General features: G+C 73.4%; 18 protein-coding genes, 2 pseudogenes and 1 riboswitch. Of the genes and pseudogenes, 12 read left to right on the plus strand and 8 right to left on the minus strand.

The window, feature by feature from the left end:
• The first annotated feature begins 7 nt into the window (after positions 1 to 7).
• Positions 8 to 126, plus strand: a riboswitch (SAM riboswitch).
• Positions 127 to 173: 47 nt separating this feature from the next.
• On the plus strand, positions 174 to 1520 hold the full coding sequence (locus E4198_RS21015; protein ID WP_136184528.1) for an aminotransferase class V-fold PLP-dependent enzyme: 1347 nt from the start codon (positions 174 to 176) through the stop codon (positions 1518 to 1520).
• Between the two features lie 91 nt (positions 1521 to 1611).
• Here E4198_RS21015 and E4198_RS21020 read toward each other — a convergent pair whose 3' ends face one another.
• Both E4198_RS21020 and E4198_RS21025 read right to left on the minus strand, forming a co-directional pair.
• On the minus strand, positions 1612 to 1893 hold the full coding sequence (locus E4198_RS21020) for an Lrp/AsnC ligand binding domain-containing protein (protein ID WP_027766048.1): 282 nt from the start codon (positions 1891 to 1893) through the stop codon (positions 1612 to 1614).
• The gene (locus E4198_RS21025; RefSeq protein WP_136184529.1) at positions 1890 to 2612 is read right to left on the minus strand and encodes a rhomboid family intramembrane serine protease; all 723 of its coding nucleotides are present in this window, start codon (positions 2610 to 2612) and stop codon (positions 1890 to 1892) included. Before E4198_RS21025 ends, E4198_RS21020 begins: the two co-directional genes overlap by 4 nt.
• A gap of 141 nt (positions 2613 to 2753) precedes the next feature.
• Here E4198_RS21025 and E4198_RS21030 point away from each other — a divergent pair, with 141 nt between their 5' ends.
• The 5 genes from E4198_RS21030 to E4198_RS21050 all read left to right on the plus strand — a co-directional run bounded on the left by E4198_RS21030 (position 2754) and on the right by E4198_RS21050 (position 8398).
• On the plus strand, positions 2754 to 3053 hold the full coding sequence (locus tag E4198_RS21030) for a hypothetical protein (protein WP_247597780.1): 300 nt from the start codon (positions 2754 to 2756) through the stop codon (positions 3051 to 3053).
• Between the two features lie 40 nt (positions 3054 to 3093).
• Positions 3094 to 4452 carry an NYN domain-containing protein gene (locus E4198_RS21035; RefSeq protein ID WP_210732871.1) on the plus strand — a complete coding sequence of 453 codons (1359 nt, stop codon included), beginning with the start codon at positions 3094 to 3096 and terminating at the stop codon, positions 4450 to 4452.
• Between the two features lie 336 nt (positions 4453 to 4788).
• Complete coding sequence (locus tag E4198_RS21040; protein WP_136184530.1) at positions 4789 to 5820, plus strand: C40 family peptidase; 1032 nt, start codon at positions 4789 to 4791, stop codon at positions 5818 to 5820.
• A 239-nt stretch (positions 5821 to 6059) separates the two neighbouring features.
• Complete coding sequence (locus E4198_RS21045; RefSeq protein ID WP_136184531.1) at positions 6060 to 7094, plus strand: C40 family peptidase; 1035 nt, start codon at positions 6060 to 6062, stop codon at positions 7092 to 7094.
• A gap of 83 nt (positions 7095 to 7177) precedes the next feature.
• A complete protein-coding gene (locus E4198_RS21050) occupies positions 7178 to 8398 on the plus strand; it encodes a hypothetical protein (RefSeq protein WP_247597781.1) in 1221 nt (406 codons plus the stop codon).
• Here E4198_RS21050 and E4198_RS21055 read toward each other — a convergent pair.
• The gene (locus E4198_RS21055; RefSeq protein ID WP_136184532.1) at positions 8352 to 9689 is read right to left on the minus strand and encodes a glycosyltransferase 87 family protein; all 1338 of its coding nucleotides are present in this window, start codon (positions 9687 to 9689) and stop codon (positions 8352 to 8354) included. The two genes, E4198_RS21050 and E4198_RS21055, sit on opposite strands and share 47 nt — an antisense overlap.
• A gap of 85 nt (positions 9690 to 9774) precedes the next feature.
• Here E4198_RS21055 and E4198_RS21060 point away from each other — a divergent pair, with 85 nt between their 5' ends.
• A complete protein-coding gene (locus E4198_RS21060; RefSeq protein WP_136184533.1) occupies positions 9775 to 10932 on the plus strand; it encodes a glycosyltransferase family 4 protein in 1158 nt (385 codons plus the stop codon).
• A 113-nt stretch (positions 10933 to 11045) separates the two neighbouring features.
• Here E4198_RS21060 and E4198_RS21065 read toward each other — a convergent pair whose 3' ends face one another.
• The 4 genes and pseudogenes from E4198_RS21065 to E4198_RS21080 form a co-directional block, all read right to left on the minus strand.
• Positions 11046 to 11294, minus strand: coding sequence for a hypothetical protein (locus tag E4198_RS21065; RefSeq protein ID WP_136184534.1), 249 nt, complete (start codon positions 11292 to 11294; stop codon positions 11046 to 11048).
• A gap of 94 nt (positions 11295 to 11388) precedes the next feature.
• The gene (locus tag E4198_RS21070) at positions 11389 to 12963 is read right to left on the minus strand and encodes a hypothetical protein (RefSeq protein WP_136184535.1); all 1575 of its coding nucleotides are present in this window, start codon (positions 12961 to 12963) and stop codon (positions 11389 to 11391) included.
• A 372-nt stretch (positions 12964 to 13335) separates the two neighbouring features.
• On the minus strand, positions 13336 to 13548 hold the full coding sequence (locus E4198_RS21075) for a DUF397 domain-containing protein (protein ID WP_037792013.1): 213 nt from the start codon (positions 13546 to 13548) through the stop codon (positions 13336 to 13338).
• Positions 13545 to 14374, minus strand: a pseudogene (locus E4198_RS21080) (helix-turn-helix transcriptional regulator). The gene E4198_RS21075 and the pseudogene E4198_RS21080 overlap by 4 nt, the downstream one beginning before the upstream one ends.
• A gap of 417 nt (positions 14375 to 14791) precedes the next feature.
• Between E4198_RS21080 and E4198_RS21085 the strand changes: the two are divergent.
• The 5 genes and pseudogenes from E4198_RS21085 (at position 14792) to E4198_RS21100 (ending at position 18370) form a co-directional block, all read left to right on the plus strand.
• Positions 14792 to 15826 (plus strand): hypothetical protein, encoded by a 1035-nt coding sequence (locus tag E4198_RS21085; protein WP_247597986.1) that lies wholly within the window; start codon positions 14792 to 14794, stop codon positions 15824 to 15826.
• A gap of 608 nt (positions 15827 to 16434) precedes the next feature.
• A complete protein-coding gene (locus tag E4198_RS25735) occupies positions 16435 to 16560 on the plus strand; it encodes a hypothetical protein (RefSeq protein WP_281727998.1) in 126 nt (41 codons plus the stop codon).
• Positions 16561 to 16900: 340 nt separating this feature from the next.
• Positions 16901 to 17755 (plus strand): annotated as a pseudogene (locus E4198_RS21090) (hypothetical protein); the annotation flags it as partial.
• 19 nt (positions 17756 to 17774) lie between these two features.
• Positions 17775 to 17999 carry a hypothetical protein gene (locus E4198_RS21095; RefSeq protein WP_136184537.1) on the plus strand — a complete coding sequence of 75 codons (225 nt, stop codon included), beginning with the start codon at positions 17775 to 17777 and terminating at the stop codon, positions 17997 to 17999.
• A 59-nt stretch (positions 18000 to 18058) separates the two neighbouring features.
• On the plus strand, positions 18059 to 18370 hold the full coding sequence (locus tag E4198_RS21100; RefSeq protein ID WP_136184538.1) for a hypothetical protein: 312 nt from the start codon (positions 18059 to 18061) through the stop codon (positions 18368 to 18370).
• Between the two features lie 84 nt (positions 18371 to 18454).
• Here the strand turns inward: E4198_RS21100 and E4198_RS21105 are convergent, their stop codons facing one another.
• Positions 18455 to 19483, minus strand: coding sequence for a 6-phosphofructokinase (locus E4198_RS21105; RefSeq protein ID WP_136184539.1), 1029 nt, complete (start codon positions 19481 to 19483; stop codon positions 18455 to 18457).
• Positions 19484 to 19629 lie beyond the last annotated feature (146 nt).

Genomic DNA, 19629 nt, shown 5'->3' on the forward strand with positions numbered 1-19629 from the left:
CCGTCCAGGTCACGAGTGACAGCGACGAAGGCCCCGGCCCGCTGTCCGGCAACCCTCCTTCCGTGGCGGGGTGCCCCGGGTGATGACCAGGTCGCGGACACGCAAGGTCCGCGGCAAGCGCGGATCCCTCATCACACAGCCAGGGGTCCTGGTCATGAGGGAGTGCTCTGCACATGTCCGTCTCCGCCCCTGCCCCCGCCGCCCCTCGCACCGCTGCGGCGACCCCGCTTCCCGTCCTCGGTGACGATGTCCTCGTGCCCGTCGCCGACGGCACCGAGATCCCGTACGCGGCGCTCGACCAGGCGGCCAGCGCCCCCGTGCTGCGCCGCGTGTGGGACGACGTCGCCGCTTACCTGCCCTACTACGGCAGCGTCCACCGCGGCTCCGGCCACCTGTCCCAGCTGTCCACCGACCTGTACGAGCGCAGCCGTGCGACCGTCGCCGCGTTCCTCGGCTGCCGTGCTGACGACCAGGTCGTCTTCACCCGCGGCACCACCGACTCGCTGAATCTGCTCGCGGCGGTGGTCCCGGACGGCACGCGGGTTTTCGTCTTCGAGAGCGAGCACCACGCCGCGCTGCTGCCGTGGCGCCGCTGTGAGACGGCCGTGCTGGACACGCCACGCAGTCCGCAGCAGGCGGTGTCCGTGCTCGAAGCGGCGCTGCACGGCGGCCCGGACGGGCCGAAGCTGGTCTGCGTCACCGGGGCGTCCAACGTCACCGGAGAGATCTGGCCGGTCCGCGAGCTGGCCCGCGTCGCGCACCGGCACGGTGCGCGGGTGGTCCTCGACGCGGCGCAGCTCGCCCCGCACCACCCGGTGGACGTGGCGGGGCTCGACGTGGACTGGGTCGCCTTCTCCGGCCACAAGCTGTACGCCCCGTTCGGTGCGGGTGTGCTGGCCGGGCGGTCCGATTGGCTCGATTCGGCCGAGCCCTACCTGGCGGGCGGCGGGGCCAGCCGCCGGGTCGCCCGCGAGCCGGACGGCCGTCTCGACGTCGAGTGGCACACCGGCACCGCCCGCCACGAGGCGGGCTCTCCGAACGTGGTGGGTGCTCACGCGGTGGCGTCCGCGTGCCGCGCGCTGGAGGAAGCCGGGCTGGAGCGGCTGGTGCGGCGTGAACGCGCCTTGCTGGAGGTCTTGCTGGACGGGCTGGCCCAGGTGCCGGACGTCCGGGTGCTGTCGCTCTTCGGTCGCGGCGAAGACGGCGTCCCAGGGGGCGGCGAAGGCGGCCGCGCCGCCGGACGGGTCGGCGTGGTGTCGTTCGTCGTGGACGGCTGGGACGGCACCAGGTTCGCGGACGCGCTGTCGGCGGAGTACGGGATCGGGGTGCGCAGCGGACTGTTCTGCGCGCATCCGTTGCTGCGGAACCTGCTGGGGAGGGGGCACGACGAAGGCGGCGGCTGCGGTGCGCCCTCGCGAGGGGCGCTCAACGCGGTGCGGGTCAGCTTCGGGGCGGGGACGCCGGACGAGCACGTCGAGCGTTTCGTCCGCGCGGTCCGTTCGCTGGCGGCCCGTCGCTGACGTGGTCTTCCGTCCGCCCTCGCCCGACGGGGCGGGAGACCAGCCCGTCCGGCGAGGGGCGTGCCCGCGACGCGGATCGCCCCCGGAGGGGCTACGCGTCGAGGCCGATGGCGAACGCGGCCTCGAGGTCGTGCTGGGAGTACGTCCGGAACGCGATGTGCGTCTCGGTCGACAGCACTCCGGGCACCTTGCTGATGTGTCCGGGGATCACGTCGGCCAGGTCGTCGTGCCGCGCCACCCGCACCATCGCGATCAGGTCGTGCGCCCCGGTCACCGAGTACACCTCGCTCACGCTCTCGATGGCGGCGATCTGCTCGGCGATCTCGGGGATGCGGTCGGTGCTGGTCTTGATCAGCACGATCGAGGTGATCACGGTGAGATCCCTTCGTCGGGGGCGGCGGCCGGGCGGGCGGCTGCGTCTGCCGTGCGGAAGCGTCGCCAGGCGTAGAGGAAGCCGAGCATGAAGCCTACGACGTGGGCCAGGTAGGCGACGCCGGGACCGTCCGTGTCGTGGCGCGCGGCCAGCCACTGGAGGGCCAGCCAGAACACCAGCACCAGCCAGGCGGGGAAGCGCAGCGGCAGGAACCACAGGAAGGGGAACACACTGGTCACCCGTGCCCGGGGGAGCAGGTAGAGAAAGGCGCCCAGCACACCGGAGATCGCCCCCGACGCGCCGACCAGGGTCTCGTCGGAGCCGTGGTGCGCGGCGGCGTAGCAGAGCATCGCCGCGTAGCCGACGACCAGGTAGCAGAGGGTGAAGCGGACCGCGCCCGTCCGTCGCTCGACGCTCTCGCCGAAGACGAACAGGAAGAGCAGGTTGCTCAGCAGGTGCAGCCACCCGCCGTGCACGAAGAGCGAGGTCAGCGGGGTGAGCAGCGGGCGCGCGGCGCCGCTCCACAGCTCGGTGGGGACGACGCCCCAGCGCTGGTAGTAGGAGGCCTGCTCCCGGTACAGGGCCCCCTCACCGCCGGTGCCGAGCCCGGCGACCGGGCCCAGCAGGAAGACCGCGGCGCAGAGGCCGATGAGGGTGTACGTCGCCACGGGGTGACCGCGCACCGAGCGGGTAGGAGGGCGGGTACCGGTGGCGGACATGCAGCGGATGATGACGGGTCGGCCACGGCGGGGTCCGCCCGACACGCGCTGCGGGCCCGAGGTCGTAAGGTGACCGGCAGTACACCCGTGGAGACGATGGGGTCCCCGGACGGCCGGCACCGAAGGAGTGTGGACGACATCATGGCGGTTCCCCAGCCCACGAGGACGACGCGCTGGCGCTGCACGCTGTGCGGCAATCTGACCCGGTTCGACGTGACCCGTTCCAGCACGGTGGTCGAGTTCGTCCATCTGGACCTGGCGGGCGAGCCGACCGTCGAGGAGCGGGACGTACGCAGTGAGAGCATCGAGTCGGTCCGCTGCCGCTGGTGCGACGCTGTGGACCGGATCGAGCTGGTGGACCGGCCCGGCGCGGAGGCGAAGGAGGCACCGGAGGCTTCGGGATCTTCTGGAGCCCCGGGGGCCTCGGGAGCACAGGCCTGAGACGGCGCGGCGGTCGGAGGAACCTGGGCAGGTGTGAGCGGTGGAGCAACACAGCGACGGTGAGCGCGACGACGCACGCGTGCCGCCGGACGAGTCGCTCGACCGCCCGCTGCCCGACAGGGTGCGGCGCCGGGTCGTCGCGCTGACCGGCGAGGCCATCGGCGACCTGACCGTGGCGGAGCTGCCGGGGCCGCTGCGCCAGTACGCCCGGTTCACGCCGCAGCGCCGCGCGAAGTTCGGCGGCAACGCCATGGCGGCGGCGCTCGAGAGTGATCCGGTGTTCCGCCGGCGTGTCGCCGGACGGCTCCGCGACCTGGTCACCGAACTGGCGGAGGCGGTGGAGGCCGGCCGCGCGCCGGCCGCCGCCGACCCGGTGGACGTGGCGGCGCTCGCCTACGTGCTGCGCCCGCCGGGCTGGGTGAAGCAGGTGACGGCGGCCGGTGAGGAGGCGCAGCGCGCCCAGGCCGAGCAGGCGGGGGAGGAGACGCAGCGGGAACTCGCGCGGCTGCGCGAGGAACTGTCCGCGGCCCGCGCCGCGCAGCGCGCCGAGTCCGAACGGGCCCGCGGAGAGGGCGAGGCGGCCCGCAAGGACCTGGAGGCGGTGCAGCGGAAGCTGCGCAGCGCGCAGAGCGACGTGAAGCGGGGCGAGGCCGCGCTGCGGAAGCTGAGGTCCGAGATGGACGACCAGCGGTCCGCCCACGCGGCGGAGAAGGCCGCGACCGACGGCGAGGTGCGCCGGCTCAAGGCGCGGCTCGCGGAGACCGAGTCGGCGCTCGAAGCCGGCCGCCGCACCGCCCGTGAGGGGCGCAGCGTGGAGGACATGCGGGTCCGGCTGCTGCTGGACACCGTGCTCGACGCGGCCCAGGGCCTGCGGCGCGAACTCGCGCTGCCCCCGGCGGAACTGCGCCCGGCGGACACCGTGGACGCGGTGGAGCCGGGCCGGATGAGCCCCAAGGACGTCGCGGCCCGGGCCCTGTCGGAGAGCGACCCGGCGCTGCTGGACCAGCTGCTGTCGCTGCCGCAGGCGCATCTCGTCGTCGACGGCTACAACGTCACCAAGACCGGCTATCCGACGATGCCGCTGGAGAAGCAGCGGCTGCGGCTCCTCGGCGGGCTCGCGGTGCTCGCCGCGCAGACCGGCGCGGAGATGACCTGCGTCTTTGACGGGGCCGAATTGGCCGCGCCGGTGCTGCTGGCGCCCCCACGCGGGGTTCGGGTGCTGTTCAGCAAGCCGGGGGAGACCGCGGACGAGCTGATCCGCCGGCTGGTGCGGGCCGAACCGCCGGGCCGCGCCGTGGTCGTGGTCTCCTCCGACCGGGAGGTGGCCGACGGCTGCGCCGCCGCGGGGGCCCGGCCGGTGTCCTCCGCGCTGCTGCTGCGCCGCCTCGGCCGTACCTGACCGCACCCGGCCTGCACATGGGGGCAGTTGTCCCCGGTGCGCCTGATGGGAGGGTTGCGTCCCGTTGCCCCGTATTGCTCCTACGGGCTGTCAAGTGGCGGTCGCTGCGCGTGTGATGAGAGTAAAGAATCCTGTGATCCGCACGGCAATTTCTCTGAGGGATTTGATCCGATCAGATGGGCGTGGCTAATCTCTGGGCTCGAACCACCGCGAAACCGATCACTCATCCGGGGTGACAGCGGAGGTACCGCCTCGTCCCACGAGCCGCCGCCCAAGCGGGGAGTGGGGCCGGAAAGACCGACCGGCAGGCGGCTGAGGAAGAAGGAGCTCGCCCCAGTGGCGTCCCACCGTCGTCCCAAGCAGCCCAGTCGCACCCGTGTCACCGTCATGACGGCGACCGCTGCCGCAGCCGTGGCCCTCACCTCCCAGAGCGCGCAGGCGGCGCCCTCCAAGCCCTCCCTCGACGAGGTCAAGGCGAAGGTCGACAAGCTCTACGAAGATGCGGAGGCGGCGACCGAGAAGTACAACGGCGCCAAGGAGAAGCAGGAGAAGCTCAACAAGGACATCTCCAACCTCCAGGACTCGGTGGCGCGCGGCCAGGGTGAGCTGAACGACCTGCGCGACGGCCTCGGTTCGATGGCGACCGCGCAGTACCGCAACGGCGGCGTCGACCCCTCGATCCAGCTGTTCCTCTCGTCCGACCCGGACGACTACCTGGACAAAGCCTCCACCCTCGACCAGCTCAGCACCAAGCAGAGCGAGGCGCTGGACAAGATCCAGGGCAAGCAGCGCACCCTCGAGCAGAAGCGCGAGGAGGCCCGCACCAAGCTGGACGACCTCTCCGAGACCCGCAAGGAACTCGGCAGCAAGAAGAAGAAGATCCAGGGCAAGCTCTCCGACGCCCGGGACCTGCTCAACACCCTCACCGCCGAGCAGCGCGCCGAGATGCAGGCCGACGAGGCCCGCGCCAACCGCGCCGCCTCCGACCGCGTCGACCTCGGCAGCGGCGTCCCCGCCTCGCAGCGCGCGTCCGCCGCGCTGAGCGCCGCCCAGGGCAAGATCGGCTCGCCGTACGTCTGGGGCGCCACCGGCCCCAGCTCCTTCGACTGCTCCGGGCTCACCTCCTGGGCCTACGCGCAGGCCGGCGTCTCGCTGCCGCGCACCTCGCAGTCCCAGGCGAGCGCCGGCGCCCAGATCGGCCGCAGCGCGCTCCAGCCCGGCGACCTGGTGCTGTTCTACGGCGACCTGCACCACATCGGCCTGTACGCCGGCAACGGCCAGATCCTGCACGCCCCCAAGCCGGGTGCCAACGTGCGCTACGAGTCGATCAACAACATGCCGTTCATGTACGGCGTCCGCGTCGGCTGACGCAGCCCCGCCTTCCCCTTCACGCACGACGAACCACCCGTCCCTCGTACGGGTGGTTCGTCGTGCGTGAGGCTGACGCCTTCCCGTCCGCCGCCGCCACGGTGACCTGCACCGTCGTCCGTGCGGCATGCCGCGACCGCCGCCTCCTCCGGCCCGGCGCGTGGACCCTCCGTGCCGGCGCCGCTACATTCTGCCGGGCAAGCGGGCCTACGCCCAGCCCAGCGGAAGGAGCGCGACCCGTGGTCTCGCACCGGTCACCCCGTCACCCCGGCACGGCCCTCACCGGCCGGCCCGCCGTCCGCGTCGCCGCCCTCACGGCGGCCGCGGGCGCCGTCGCCGCGCTCACCACGGCCCCGGTCGGAGCCGACCCGGGCAGCGGCGCGCCGCAGGACGTGGCGGCCCGCGTGGACCGCCTCCACGCCCAGGCGGAACGCTCCACGGAGAAGTACAACGCCGCGTCCGAGGACGTCGACGACCTCCGCGACCGCATCGCGAACGTGCAGGACCAGGCCGCCCGCAAGCAGTCGGTCGTCAACCGGCTGCGGGACGACCTCGGTGCGCTCGCCGGAGCCCAGTACCGCAACGGCGGGGTCGACCCCTCCGTCGCCCTGCTGCTCTCCGCCGCCCCGGACGACTTCCTCGACAAGGCCGCCACCCTCGACCGCATCGGCGCCCGCAACGCCGACCGGCTGCGGCAACTGCGCGAGGCCCAGCGGGTCCTCGACCAATACCGCGCCGAAGCGGGACGCGACCTGACCGAACTGGAGCGGCGCAGCGCCGCGTTGAAGCGCCACAAGAAGGCCGTGCAGCGAAGACTCGGCACCGCGCAGCGCCTGCTGGACCGGATGTCGCCGCCCGACCGCGCCGCCCACGACCGCGCTTCGCGCGGCACCGGCCGCGCCCCCGTCACCACCGGGGCCGCCTCCTCCGCCCGCGCCGCCGCGGCGGTGGCCGCCGCCCGCAGCGTCGTCGGCTCGCCCTACGGCTGGGGCCAGGCCGGGCCCGGTGCCTTCGACTGCTCCGGCCTCACCCAGTGGTCCTACGCCCGGGCCGGAGTGGCCCTGCCGCGCACCTCGCAGGGCCAGAGCGGCGCAGGGCGGCGCGTGCCGCTCTCCCAGGCGCGCCCCGGGGACCTCGTCATCTACCGGAGCGACGCAAGCCACGTCGCCATGTACGTCGGCGGCGGGCAGGTCGTGCACTCCCCGTACCCGGGCGCCCAGGTCCGCTACGACCCGGTCGGCATGATGCCGGTCTCCGCGGTCACCCGCCCCTGACGGGCCGCACCTGACAGGCCGCCCCCGAAGGGCCGCACCTCACTCGCCGCCCCGAACGGTGCCGCCTCGCGTAGCATCCCCCCGTGCACCGCAGGAGACACGCGTCCGTACGGGCCGCCGTGTGCGCGCCGGTCGCCGCGCTGCTCCTCGGCGCGGCCGGCTGCACCGGTCCCGCCCCTTCCGTCCGGGACACCGAGCAGGCCGTGCAGGCCCTCTTCGACCGGCAGGCCGCCGCCGTGCGCGACGCCGACACCTCCCGCTACCTCGCCGCCGTGGACCCCCGCTCCGGCGACTACCGCGCCGCGCAGCGCACCGTGGCAGCCAACCTCGCCCGCCTTCCGGTGGCCACCTGGACGTACCGGGTGCGGAGCGTCCGGACGCACCACGAGCGCGCGGACGCCGTGGTCGAACTGCGCTACCGGCTGGGGGACCGCGACCGCCCTCCCGTCGTCGAGAAGGAGACCTTCGCGCTCAGGCGCCACGACGGCCGCTGGTGGATCACCGGCGAACGACACGGCCGGGGACGGCAGTTGTGGGAGCAGGGCCGTCTCCGCGTGGTGCACGGCCAACACAGCCTGGTGCTGGGCACCGTGGACCACGGCACCCTGCGGCGCATCGCCGCCCGTGCCGACCGGGCCGTGCCCGCCGTCTCCGCCGCCTGGCCCGACCCCTGGTCCCGCCGCACCGTCGTCCTGGTGCCCGCCTCCGTCGACGGGATGGCCGAACTGCTCGACGGCGAACCCGCCACGTACGAGGGCATCGCCGCCGTCACCACCGGCCCGCGCGGAGGCGAACCGGGGGAGAGGCGACGCATCGTCGTCAACCGGCAGGCGTACGCGCTGCTGAGCGACCGCGGCCGGCAGGTCGTGCTCACCCACGAGACCGCGCACGTCGCGACCCGGGACCATACGGACGACAGCACGCCCCTGTGGCTCTCCGAAGGGCTCGCCGACTGGGTCGGCTACCGCGGCACCGGGGCCGACCCGTCCGTCGCCGCGCCCACTCTGGCCGAAGCGGTACGGGCAGGCGACCTGCCCCGACGGCTGCCGCCGGACGCGGACTTCCGCTTCACCGGCGACCCGGACGCGCTCGCCCGGGCGTACGAGGGCAGCTGGCTGGCCTGCCGCATGATCGCGGACCGGTGGGGGGCCGGCCGGCTCGCCGCCTTCTACCGCGCCGTCGGTGCGGCCGACGGCGGCCCGGCGCAGGCCGTGGACGGAGCCCTGCGGGAGGTACTGGCCGTGGACCGGGAGGCGTTCATCCGGATGTGGCACTCCGCTCTCCGTGCGGAGCTGGCCCCGTAGCCCGGCCCGCAGCGCCCCCGGCTCCCGTGCCGCCCGCCACCACGGGACGCGGGCCGTGCCGGGCCGGCACCCGCCCCTCGTACGCGGCCGCCGCCTCCGCACGCTCCGCCGCCTGTCGCGGCTCCGAGATCGTCGCCCGCCACAGCCGTGCGCACGCCCACACCGTCGCCACCACCAGCAGGCCGTTGCGGACCGCCAGCAGCGCCACCCCCAGCCCCGTACTGCCGACCACCTCGCCGAAGTACACCGGGAACTCCAGCAGCGTCGCGCCCGTCGCGAGCACTACCAGCACGGCGGGCGGACCCATCCGGCTCGCCCGCAGGCAGCAGCACACCGCCGCCACCGCGACCAGCCACACCATGTACTGCGGGCTGATCACCCGGCTGGTCGTCACGAACAGCAGCACCGCGGCGAACGCCGCGTCCGCCGGGGTCGCCGCCGTCCACGCCCGGGCCCGGACCCGCCACAGCAGCAGCCAGCCCAGCGCCAGCGCGCTCGCCACCAGCGAGACGGTGCCGACCAGGCCCACGTACGGCCCGAGGAACTCCACAGAGCCGTAGCGCAGCAGGACCTGCCCCTCCCAGCCGAAGTGGCGCGCCACGTGGAAGACCATCGCCCCCAGCGACTCCACCTCCACGCCGCGGTCCCGCTGGTGGGTGAGGAAGTGGAACGCCCCCGGCATTTCCATGGCGAAGGCCAGCGCCAGAAGCGCTGCCGCGACCGCCGCCACCGACCACGCCACCCGCGTGGGGCGCCCCCGCGGCGCGCCCACCAGCAGCAGCACCGGCCACACCTTCAGCAGCGCACCGAGCGCCGCCAGCGCCCCGCCCACCGCGGGCCGGCGCAGCAGCGCCAGCAGGCCGACCACCGCCACCGCGGCCACCAGCACGTCGTACCGCGCGTACGCCGTGGGCCCCAGCAGGGGCAGCCCCACCGCCCAGCACCACGCACCGGCCTGCCGCCGGCCCGGGCCGCGGCCCGCCGCCAGCAGCGACGCGAACACCACGAGGTCGGCGACGCAGGCGACCACGAAGAACGCCGTGGTGTAGCCGAAGAAGGGGAGCAGGGCCGGCGAGGTCACCGCCAGGGCCGCCACCGGCGGGTACTGCCAGGTCACGTCCCCCTGCGGGAAGGTTCCACCGCGCAGTACCTCGTACCAGCCGTGGTAGATCACCGAGACGTCCGTGGTCACGTCCGGACCCGGCAGCGTGATCACTTTGAGGACGAGGAGCATCAGGACCGCTCGCGACGCGATCCAGACGGCCGTGACGGCGGCGGTGGACAGGCGCATGCCGCAGACAGTACCGCCGTGTCGGGCCGGGGGCCGCCCATGGCGCTGCCGGGCGGGCCGGGGTCACCCGGTACTGTCGGCGGCGATGGACACGACCGCCGCGCGCACCACGCTGATCGTCACCAACGACTTCCCGCCCCGGCCCGGCGGCATCCAGGCTTTCCTGCACAGCATGGCCCAGCGCCTCGACCCCGAGCGCGTCGTCGTCTACGCCTCCACCTGGAAACGCGGCCGGGAGGGCGCCGAAGCCACCGCCGCCTTCGACGCCGCACAGCCCTTCACCGTCGTCCGAGACCGCACGACCATGCTGCTGCCCACGCCGCGCGTCACCCGCCGGGCCGTCGGCCTGCTGCGCGAACACGGCTGCCGCTCCGTGTGGTTCGGCGCCGCCGCACCGCTCGGACTGATGGCGCCCGCCCTGCGCCGGGCCGGCGCGGAACGCATCGTGGCCACCACCCACGGGCACGAGGCTGGCTGGGCGCAGCTCCCGGTCGCCCGCCGCCTGCTCCGACGGATCGGCGACACCACCGACACGCTCACCTATCTGGGTGAATACACCCGCTCCCGGATCGCCCGCGCACTGAGCGACGAGGCCGCCGCCCGCATGGTGCAGCTGCCGCCCGGCGTCGACGAGAAGACCTTCCATCCCGACTCGGGGGGCGACGCCGTACGCGAACGGCTCGGCCTCGCCGGCCGTCCCGTCGTCGTGTGCGTCTCCCGGCTGGTGCCCCGCAAGGGGCAGGACACCCTGATCGCCGCGATGCCCCGGGTACTGGCGGCCCAGCCGGACGCGGTGCTGCTCGTCGTGGGCGGCGGCCCCTACCGGGCCGACCTGGAGCAGCAGGCCGCCCGGCTCGGCGTCCGCGCGTCCGTCCACTTCACCGGCGCCGTGCCGTGGGAGGACCTGCCCGCGCACTTCGGGGCCGGCGACGTCTTCGCCATGCCCTGCCGCACCCGGCGCGGCGGCCTCGACGTGGAGGGCCTGGGCATCGTCTACCTGGAGGCGTCCGCGACCGGGCTCCCCGTCGTCGCCGGCGACTCCGGCGGCGCGCCGGACGCCGTCCGGGACGGCGAGACCGGCTGGGTCGTCCGCGGCGGCTCCCCGGACGAGACCGCGGACCGCCTCGTCACCCTCCTCGCCGACCCCGCGCTCCGCACCCGCATGGGCACGGCGGGCCGCGCCTGGGTCGAGTCCCACTGGCGCTGGGACCTCCTCGCCGACCACCTCCGCGCGCTGCTGTAGCGGCCCGTCGAAGGCTCCGAGGCGCCGTCTGCGAAGTTCCGGTCCGGTGCAACTGCAGTGCTCGGACCGAGCTTGCCGCCGTCCGTGATGACGCCTGCTCCCGGGTCCTCCTGCTACTCGTCCACGAAGAGGTCGTCCGCTTCGCCTGCGGTGAGGGCCCGGCTGAACCAGCGCTCCAGGGTGTCCAGGTCCGTGCACCCGGTGATGCGGGCTCGCACGGCGTCGGTCGTGTCGATCTGCCGTGCGTCCAGCACGCGGAGGACGCTGAGTGCGCGCTCCACCGCCTGGCCCTCCTCCTTGCCTTTGAGGTAGGACTCTTCGACGATGGTGCCCCGTCCGGGGAAGTACGTGCCCACGGCCATCAGCTTCCTCCATGTCTCGCGGGCCGGGCCTTCGCCCAGGCAGATCTCCAGCAGTTCGCCACCGGCCGGGGCGGGGTCGTCACCTGCGGCTCGGTCAGACGAGGGGGCAGGTGAGGGGGAGGACGCGTTCGGTCAGCCGGCCGGTCAGGTGGCTGTCGGTGAGAGCTGCGTCGGTGAGCCAGTCGGCCTGCGTCAACCGGTCGACCAGGCCCGGCAGTTCACCCTGCTCCACCGGGACCTGCTGGAGCAGGGACTCCAGAGGGAGGCCCTCGTCGCCAGCCCCGAGCAGCCCGTCGGCGTCGGTCCGGGTGGCCAGCGTCAGGGCGAGCAGCCGGACGGGCGCGGGTGCCTTGCGCTTGCGGAGCTTCTTGTCCGACACCACCCGTTGGCCCCAGCCGGAGAGCTTGGCACGGGCCTTCTTGCCGAAGGTGAAGGGGGCGGAGGCGTCTTCGCCGGGCACCAGGGAGGGCACGGTGACCGGTGTGGGGCTCTCCGGGCGGGATGCCAGCAGGTCGCTCGCCGTACCGGGAAGCCGCAGCCAGCCGCAGTCGGTCAACCGCTCGGCCAGGGCCTCCGGATCGTCGAGACCCAGCCCGGCGAGGTCCTGTCCGACGAGGTTGCCGGTGCCGGAGTGCGCCGTGCGCAGGGTCAGCATGAGCACCAGCAGCCGTGCCTGCGCGCCGGGCAGCGGAGTGTGACCCGCGACGTGAGCGAGGACGGCGCGTGCCTGCTCCCACTGTCCCGGAGCCGTCAGCAGCCGGGCGACCGCCGGCTCGTCCTCCTCCGTGCGCTCCCCGTTCCGGTGCCGGTGCTGCATGCGAACGGTCGCCGCGGACTGCTCGGCCCGTTCCGCCTCCGCCCGCAGTTCCGGGTCGCCGGTGACCTGCGCCCAGGCGATGAAGGCGCGAGCCTTGCGCTCGTGCAGGTCGCCGAGCACAGCCAGGTCGGGCTCGGTACGCCGCTGGTAGCGGCGGAAGAGGTTCCCGAGTTCGATGAGTTCGTCGCGCAGGACGACGGGCCGCAGGTCGGGCGGGACGGATCGCTGGGCGATCTTCCCGCGTTGACGCCGACGGGCCGGCGCCGGGCGCGGCGCGGGCACCTCCCGGGCCGCGCGCGCGGGCGGGCCACCGGCTGGCGTCCGGCCGTCGGAGAAGTGCGGAGTGCCGACGGCGGCGGCCCTCGGTCGGTCGTCGGCGGCGGCCTGGCCGTCGGACCCCGGGGCGGATCCGACTGCGGAGGTGGCGACTGCGGAGGTGGCGACGGTCCTCGCGCGGGGCAGCGCGGCCGCGCACCGCGTGCAGCACTCCAGGGCCTGCCACCAGCGGCCTCCCCTATCGCTGACCACGGCCAGGACGACCGCTCCGCCGCACCGCCACGGCTCGGCGCGCCTCTGCCCCTCGGTGGGAGCAATGTGCGCCGCGCAGTCCTCGGCCCGGCACGCGCAGTACGCGTCGGCGCGCGGCCCCGGGGCGGCTTGCAGGTGCTCCCTGAGATGGGCGACCGCAGCCTCCCGCCCGGCCGCCGCGGACGGCAGCCCCTGGGCGGGACAGGCGGGCCGGCTGCAGGAGACGCGCACCGCCGTCGTGCCACGTCCGGCGGCGTCCAGGCGCACGGTCCACCTGCGCCCGAGCACCCGCTCGTCCTTCTCGCCCGCCGTGGCCTCGGCCATGCCGCTCTTCCCCGCTCTCCCTCGTCCGCATCTGTCCCGCAGCCCGGGTCGTCCACCACGAACGATCTTCCGGCCGTGCCCACCGTACGCACCGTCCGGCCCAAGGGCCCGTGAACTCCCGCCCGTTCACCCGTACCGGTCAATTCCGCTCCGTCCGGGCGTCCGGGGACGGTCCGTTCACGGCGTGTCCCCTTCCGGCGCGTAGTCGACGCGGATGCCGCAGGGGCGCAGGATCGCCCGTCCAGGACGAGTTCGGGGGAGATCGGGAAGGAGGGGCGTGAGCGCCGTGACTCCCGTCCCGGGCGCGTGCGCGACGGGGCCCGGTCGTGTGGCGTGCACACGACCGGGCCCGATGCCGGTGCTCGGGGCCTGTCAGTCCGCCTGCCGGGCGGCAAGCCCGACGAACGCCGCCCACGCCTCGGGCGACAGGCTCAGCATGGGCCCGCCCACCCGCTTGGAGTCCCTGACATGCAAAGCGGCAGCCGTGGCGGCGACCTCGACGCACTCCCCGCCCTCGCCGCTGCTGTAACTGCTCCTGCGCCAGGCGGCGTCCGGCACGGTCAGCTTGCGCGCCTCGATGTTCATGTGTCTCCCAGCAGTTCGGTGACGAGAACCATCGACTCTCGTGGAGTCAGCGCCTGGCCCCGGAGGATTCCGTACTGCTCCTCGATCTCTCTGACCGCCGCTCGCTCCGTGTAGAGCCGACTGTCCTTCTGGACCTCAAGTATGCGATCCTGCGCCCGTCCCGGGTCTCGATCAAGGTGAAGGGGCCCGCCAGAGCAGCGTGCTCCTCCCGCTCGATCGGCATGACCTGGAGTTCGACGTTGCGTCGTTGCGCGCTGAGAAGCAGTTCCTCCAACTGTCCGCGCATGACCTGCCTGCCGCCGATGGGCCGCCGGAGCACCGCTTCCTCGATCACGAAGCTCAGCGTGGGCAACGCCTTGCGGCAGAAGATCTCCTGCCGTGCCATGCGGGCAGCCACGCGCTGCGCAACAGTGTCCTCGTCCAGCAGGGGGCGCCGCATCCCGAAGACCGCGCGGGCGTGCTCTTCCGTCTGCAGAAGTCCCGGGACGGCCTGAGCGGCGTACACGTGGAGTTCGACGGCCTCCGCCTCCAACCTCGCCGCATCGCGGAAGAAGCGGGGGTACTGCGCCTGGGCCAGCTCCTCCTTGAGGGCTTTGAGTACGCCTCCCGCGTCCAGGGCCTCGTCCACCTGGTCGACGAAGCGGGGGAGCGGGATGCGCCGTCCCTGTTCGAAAGCCGCGATGGTCGAGGGCGCATAACCGATCCGCGCGCCGAGGTCCGGGCGTTCCATCCCCGCCCGGATGCGCAAGAGCTTCAACTGCCTGCCGAACGCCGCGACGACGCCCGTGCCCGGGTCGTCCTCCGGGCGCTGTCCGTCGCTGTCCACCGTCGTCTGGCTCACCGTCCACCACCTCCCTCCGGCGAACGCGCGAGCGCATGCGGCGTCACGCCGCGCGTCGCGTACAACCGCGCGCCCCACGCGTACAAGCCCTCGCCCCGCTGCGCCGCGCCGTCCGAACGCGCAGTTCGTACGGGGACCTGGATGTCCGGGGCCCGGTCACTGCGGACGGGACCCCGTTCACCGGGGCCCGGTGGGTCCGGGACTCCTCCCAAGGACTCAACTGATGAAGGACTTCCCACCCGCCCGCCCTTCCCGGTGGAGTCACCCGTCAGGGTGAACCGTGCACACAGGGTGGCGAATCGGGGTTACTGTCGGCGGGAGACACCCACACAAGTCGGCCCCCGGCCAGGATTGCCGTCCCGGACGCGAGGGCCTCACCACCAAGGAAGATCCAGCTTCCCCATGGCTACTGCGCAGCTTAACGCGCCGGTATCCGGCGCCATCCATGTCCGGACACGCCTGTCCGGGAACTTCACCATCCTGGCCAACCGCCTCGCCCGGCGGCCCGGCAGCGCCGTCACCGTAGGCGTCGCCCTCTACATCAACTCCATGCCCGACGGCACCCCCGTCACCATCGAAGCCCTCCAGAAGCACTTCACCGAAGGCGAGACCGTGATCAGCCGCGCCCTGCGCGAGCTGGAGGCCGACGGCTGGCTCGAACGCCGCATCCTGCGCGGCCCGGGCGGACGCTTCGTCACCCGCACCTACGTCTACACCCTCCCCGAACTCGCCCACCCCGACGACACCCAAGCGCCCCCGACCCCTTCCGCGCCCTCGGCGGAACCGGCACCACCCTGCGTGGATGCGGCAACCGCGTTGCCCTCGCCACGCACGCCCCAGCCCACCGCGCCGCCCGACCCGGCACCGTCCGCGCCGGCCAGCCCCGAAGCGGTCGCGCTCCTCACCGCGCTCGGCACACGCGACCCCCGACTCACCCTCTCCCGCCGCGAGATCGCACGCCTCGCACCCGGCGTCGACACCTGGCTCGCCTCCGGAATCCGCCCCGCCCGCATCACCAGCACCCTCACCAGCGACCTCCCCGACAGCTTCCGCACCCGCCCGGCCGCCGTCCTCGCCTGGCGCCTCGCCGAACTCCAACCCGCACCCAGCCCCGAACCCCCACCACCCACCCCGCCCCTCGCCCCACTCCAGAACTGCCCCGACTGCGACCGCGCCCACCGCAGCCCCACCCCCGGCCCCTGCCCCCTCTGCACCCACCACCGCCGCCATCCCTCCCCCGACGCGGCCGACGTCGACCCTCCTGCCACCGCTGTCGCAGCCGGTCGCCCTCAGCGCGCCTCCGCCGCCGCCAGCACCGCCAGCCCCAGCCACAGCACCGCGCCGAGGCGGAGCCGTGGCGGGCGAACAGCCCCGGATCCCAGTTGCGGCACCGCCGGGCACGATTCCGGAGCGACCGCTCCCAGGGCCTGCCCCTGAGCGATCGGCCAGTCCGGCTTCCGGGGCATCCAGCCGCGCACGTACCGCGTCTCGTCACCACCGCCGACCATGAGAACGGCGGGTAGCATCTCCCCCTTGCGTCCCGGCCGTTCACGTGGCGGCTCGCCGTTCCGCGGTGGTTCCCAGTACAGCCATGCGGTGCGGCCGTACAGCACATCGGCGAGATGCTCCACGTCGACATGGCGGCTGACGTACAGCCGTCCTGGGCCGTCAGCCGCAGCCCGACCCCCAACTCCCTCCGTCCTTCGGGCGCCGTGCCGCTCAGGGTTACCGCGAGCGCCTGCACACCGCCATCGCGTAGGGCGTCCGTCAGAGTCTCACCCCCGCTGTACGGCTTGCCCCGACGCCAGAGCAACAGAGCCAGACCCGTCACTGCGGTGACAGCACAGAGGCCCAGCAGCACACCTGACGGGCGTACGGTGCCGCTCCGCAGCGCCACCAGTTCGCCGCGTGTCGCGGCCAGGTGGGCCTCCTCCTGACCGGGGCGGTAGAGCGCCCAGAGCGTGCCGTTCGGCCGTACCTGTTTGGAAGTCTTGATCGTGCCGCGCAGGGGAGTGTCCTGGCCGTCGGCCGCTGCATCGGAGAGGGTGACCGAGACGGTCGACGTGCACGTCGTCCCTCCGCCGCGTACGGGGCTGGAACTCTGCGCCCTCACCTCGGTGACAGTCACCGGGGCGATGCGTGCCGATCCGGCGCGCGCGTCCGCGAGCTGAGGCGTCACGTGCTGTGCGGAGCCGAAGAGGAGGAGGGCTGCCGACACCAGGACGAGCAGCACACCGAGGTGCCTTCCTTGCGCGCGATCCGGCCACCAGTCACCCGTCGGTGCCGAGGGCGCCCGTGATGTGGGTGGCTCCGGGGCCGTCGCCGTGCCCTGGCGTGTGCCCACCCAGGACACCACGAGCCCGAGCGCCGACACCGCCATGCACGCCAGTACGTCCCATCGAGGGGCAGGCTCGACGTAGCGCAGGAGCAGGGACGCCAGGACACCTGCGAGGCCGCCCTACTGCAACACGCCGCCGACGTCGTACGCCTTGATGGTCGGAAGACGCCGCGAAGGCGTGGCGGGACATGGGTACGCATCTCGACACGTTCGCCGTGGAGATGGACCGGAAGATCCGCGCCAAACACGGCACGGAATGGCGAGGTCCCGCCGCTGATGCCTTTCTGGCTCACTGGGAGACGGTCAAGGAGTCCATCGAGGAGTCGCAGGACATCTTCGACGACGCCGCCAAAGGGCTTGAAGACGCGGCGGACAACATCGAGAAGGTCAACGATGAGATTCACCAGATCTACATCGAGATCGGTGTGACGATCGCTGCGTCGGTCGCCACCTCCTTCATCACGCTCGGGTTCTCCGCGGCAGCCGGTGCCGCGAATGCCGCACGTCTTGCTGCGCAGGCGACGGCCGCCGCCGCACGCCTTGGACGCCTGCTGTCCGCCATCGCCAAGACCTTCAAGCTCCTGAGCACCGTGACGCGGGGGAGCAGGTCTGCGAAGTACCTCTTCCAGTTCGGCATCGAATACGGCGCGAACGTCACCACCAGCCTGTTGAGCGGCAAGGGGAGCGAGTGGGACAAGAACCTCGTCAATGCTGGCTTTGGCATGGCGGGTGGTGCAGTCGCCGGAAAGTTGCTGGGCAACGTCGGCGAGGGCATGGCCCGCAACGTGGGCGAGGGAGCCCTGGGTGGTGCCTTGGGCAGCCTGGGCGGAGACACGGCGAACAACCTGATTCATGGTGAGAAGTTCGACGCCTCCCAGATGTTGATCGGCGCCGCGGGAGGAGCCGCGGGAGGCGGAGCCGGTGGTGGGCTGAAGCACCCTGGCCATGGACAACTTCGCTCCTGCGGCCCCGGAGGCGCCGACCGGGACGGGCACGTCCGATCCGGCGCCCGGCGACGGCTCCTCTGACACGCCGTCGGACGGGGCGGTGCAGCCCGAGGTGGGGCGGGATCACTACAGCGACGCCGCCGACCTGGCGCTGGGCAAGCCTGCGGGTATCTTCTTCGGCGAAGAAGCGAACGATGCCAAGGACACGGACGCGGACGAACCGGCCGGGCCCACGCGTGAGGAGATGCGGGCCGAGAACGAACGGAACGCCGCCGCTGCGCGCGGGCATGCGGACAACACCACCCTTCAGTCGGAGTTCGGATGAGTGGCGACGGGGGTGCCCCGGACCCGTACGGGCGGGGTACCGGTATGCGGGAGGCAAGGATGAACGCGCCGGACGGCGGGGGAGAGAGCGCGGTCCGGCGGGCCGTGACGCGGTGCCGCGAGGTCCAGGCCCGCGGGCAGGCGCGGCCGGTGGCGGCGTCCCACACTTCCGGCGGGCGCGACGTCGACTTCGGCCCCGTCTGGCCCCTCGCCACGCGTCCGGGCGTACTCGGGCTGTTCTTCCTGGCGTACGCGCTGCTCACGCCGCTCCTCGTGCTGCCGCACAGCGGCGGCTGGGGCATCGCATGCGGCGTCGCGAGCGCCGCCGCCGCGGGTGCCGGATTCCTCTACCACTGGAACCGGGCGGAATAGTCGGGGAGGCCGCCGGGAGCGGCGCGGTGTGGGGACGGCCGTCCCCACACCGGTTGGGGCCGCCGGGGTGCGGCCGGCGGCCCGTCAGCCGAAGAAGACGCCGGCCTCCTCGTAGAGCGCGGGCGGCACCGTCTTGATCCGGGCCGTGGCGTCGGCCAGCGGCACCCGGACGATGTCGGTGCCGCGCAGCGCGACCATGGTGCCCCAGTCGCCCTCGTGCACGGCGTCGATCGCGTGCAGGCCGAAACGGGTGGCGAGCCAGCGGTCGAACGCGCTCGGCGTGCCGCCGCGCTGGATGTGCCCGAGCACCGTCGTGCGGGCCTCCTTGCCGGTGCGCTGCTCGATCTCCTTGGCCAGCCACTCGCCGACGCCGGACAGGCGCACGTGTCCGAAGGAGTCGAGGGAGTCGTCCTTGAGGACCATGCCGCCGTCCCGCGGGACGGCTCCCTCCGCCACCACCACGATCGGCGCGTAGCTCGCCTTGAACCGCGACCGCACCCAGCCGCACACCTCGTCCACGTCGAAGGGGTGCTCCGGGATGAGGATGCAGTTGGCGCCGCCGGCCAGCCCCGAGTGCAGCGCGATCCAGCCCGCGTGCCGGCCCATCACCTCCACCACCAGCACCCTCATGTGCGACTCGGCCGTGGTGTGCAGCCGGTCGATGGCCTCCGTCGCCACGTGCACGGCGGTGTCGAAGCCGAAGGTGTAGTCCGTCGCCGACAGGTCGTTGTCGATCGTCTTGGGCACGCCCACGCAGTGGACGCCGTACTCGTCGGTGAGCCGGGCCGCGACCCCGAGGGTGTCCTCTCCGCCGATCACGATCAGGCCGTCGACCTCGGCCTTCGCCATGTTCTCCTGGATGCGGCGGACGCCGTTCTCCTGCTGGAAGGGGTTGGTGCGCGAGGAGCCCAGAATGGTCCCGCCGCGCGGCAGCGTGCCCCGCACCGCCGGGATGTCCAGCGGCACGGTGTCGCCCTCGACCACGCCGCGCCAGCCGTCCCGGAAGCCGACGAAACGGTGGTCGTACTCCTGGACGCCTTTACGGACCACGGCGCGCATGACCGCGTTCAGGCCGGGGCAGTCGCCCCCGCCGGTGAGCACTCCGACCCGCATGGGATCTCCCTTCTCCGCGTGACCTCTCCGCGTGACCGCCGACGCACAGCGGCCACGCTAGCGGTGATCCAGGTCACAACGGGATGGGGCAGTGCGACATTCCCGGCGCTGGGCGGGGAGGGGGCGCCCGCTCTCACCCGTACGAG

Source organism: Streptomyces sp. RKND-216, assembly GCF_004795255.1.
GTDB classification, from domain to species: Bacteria; Actinomycetota; Actinomycetes; order Streptomycetales; family Streptomycetaceae; genus Streptomyces; species Streptomyces hazeniae.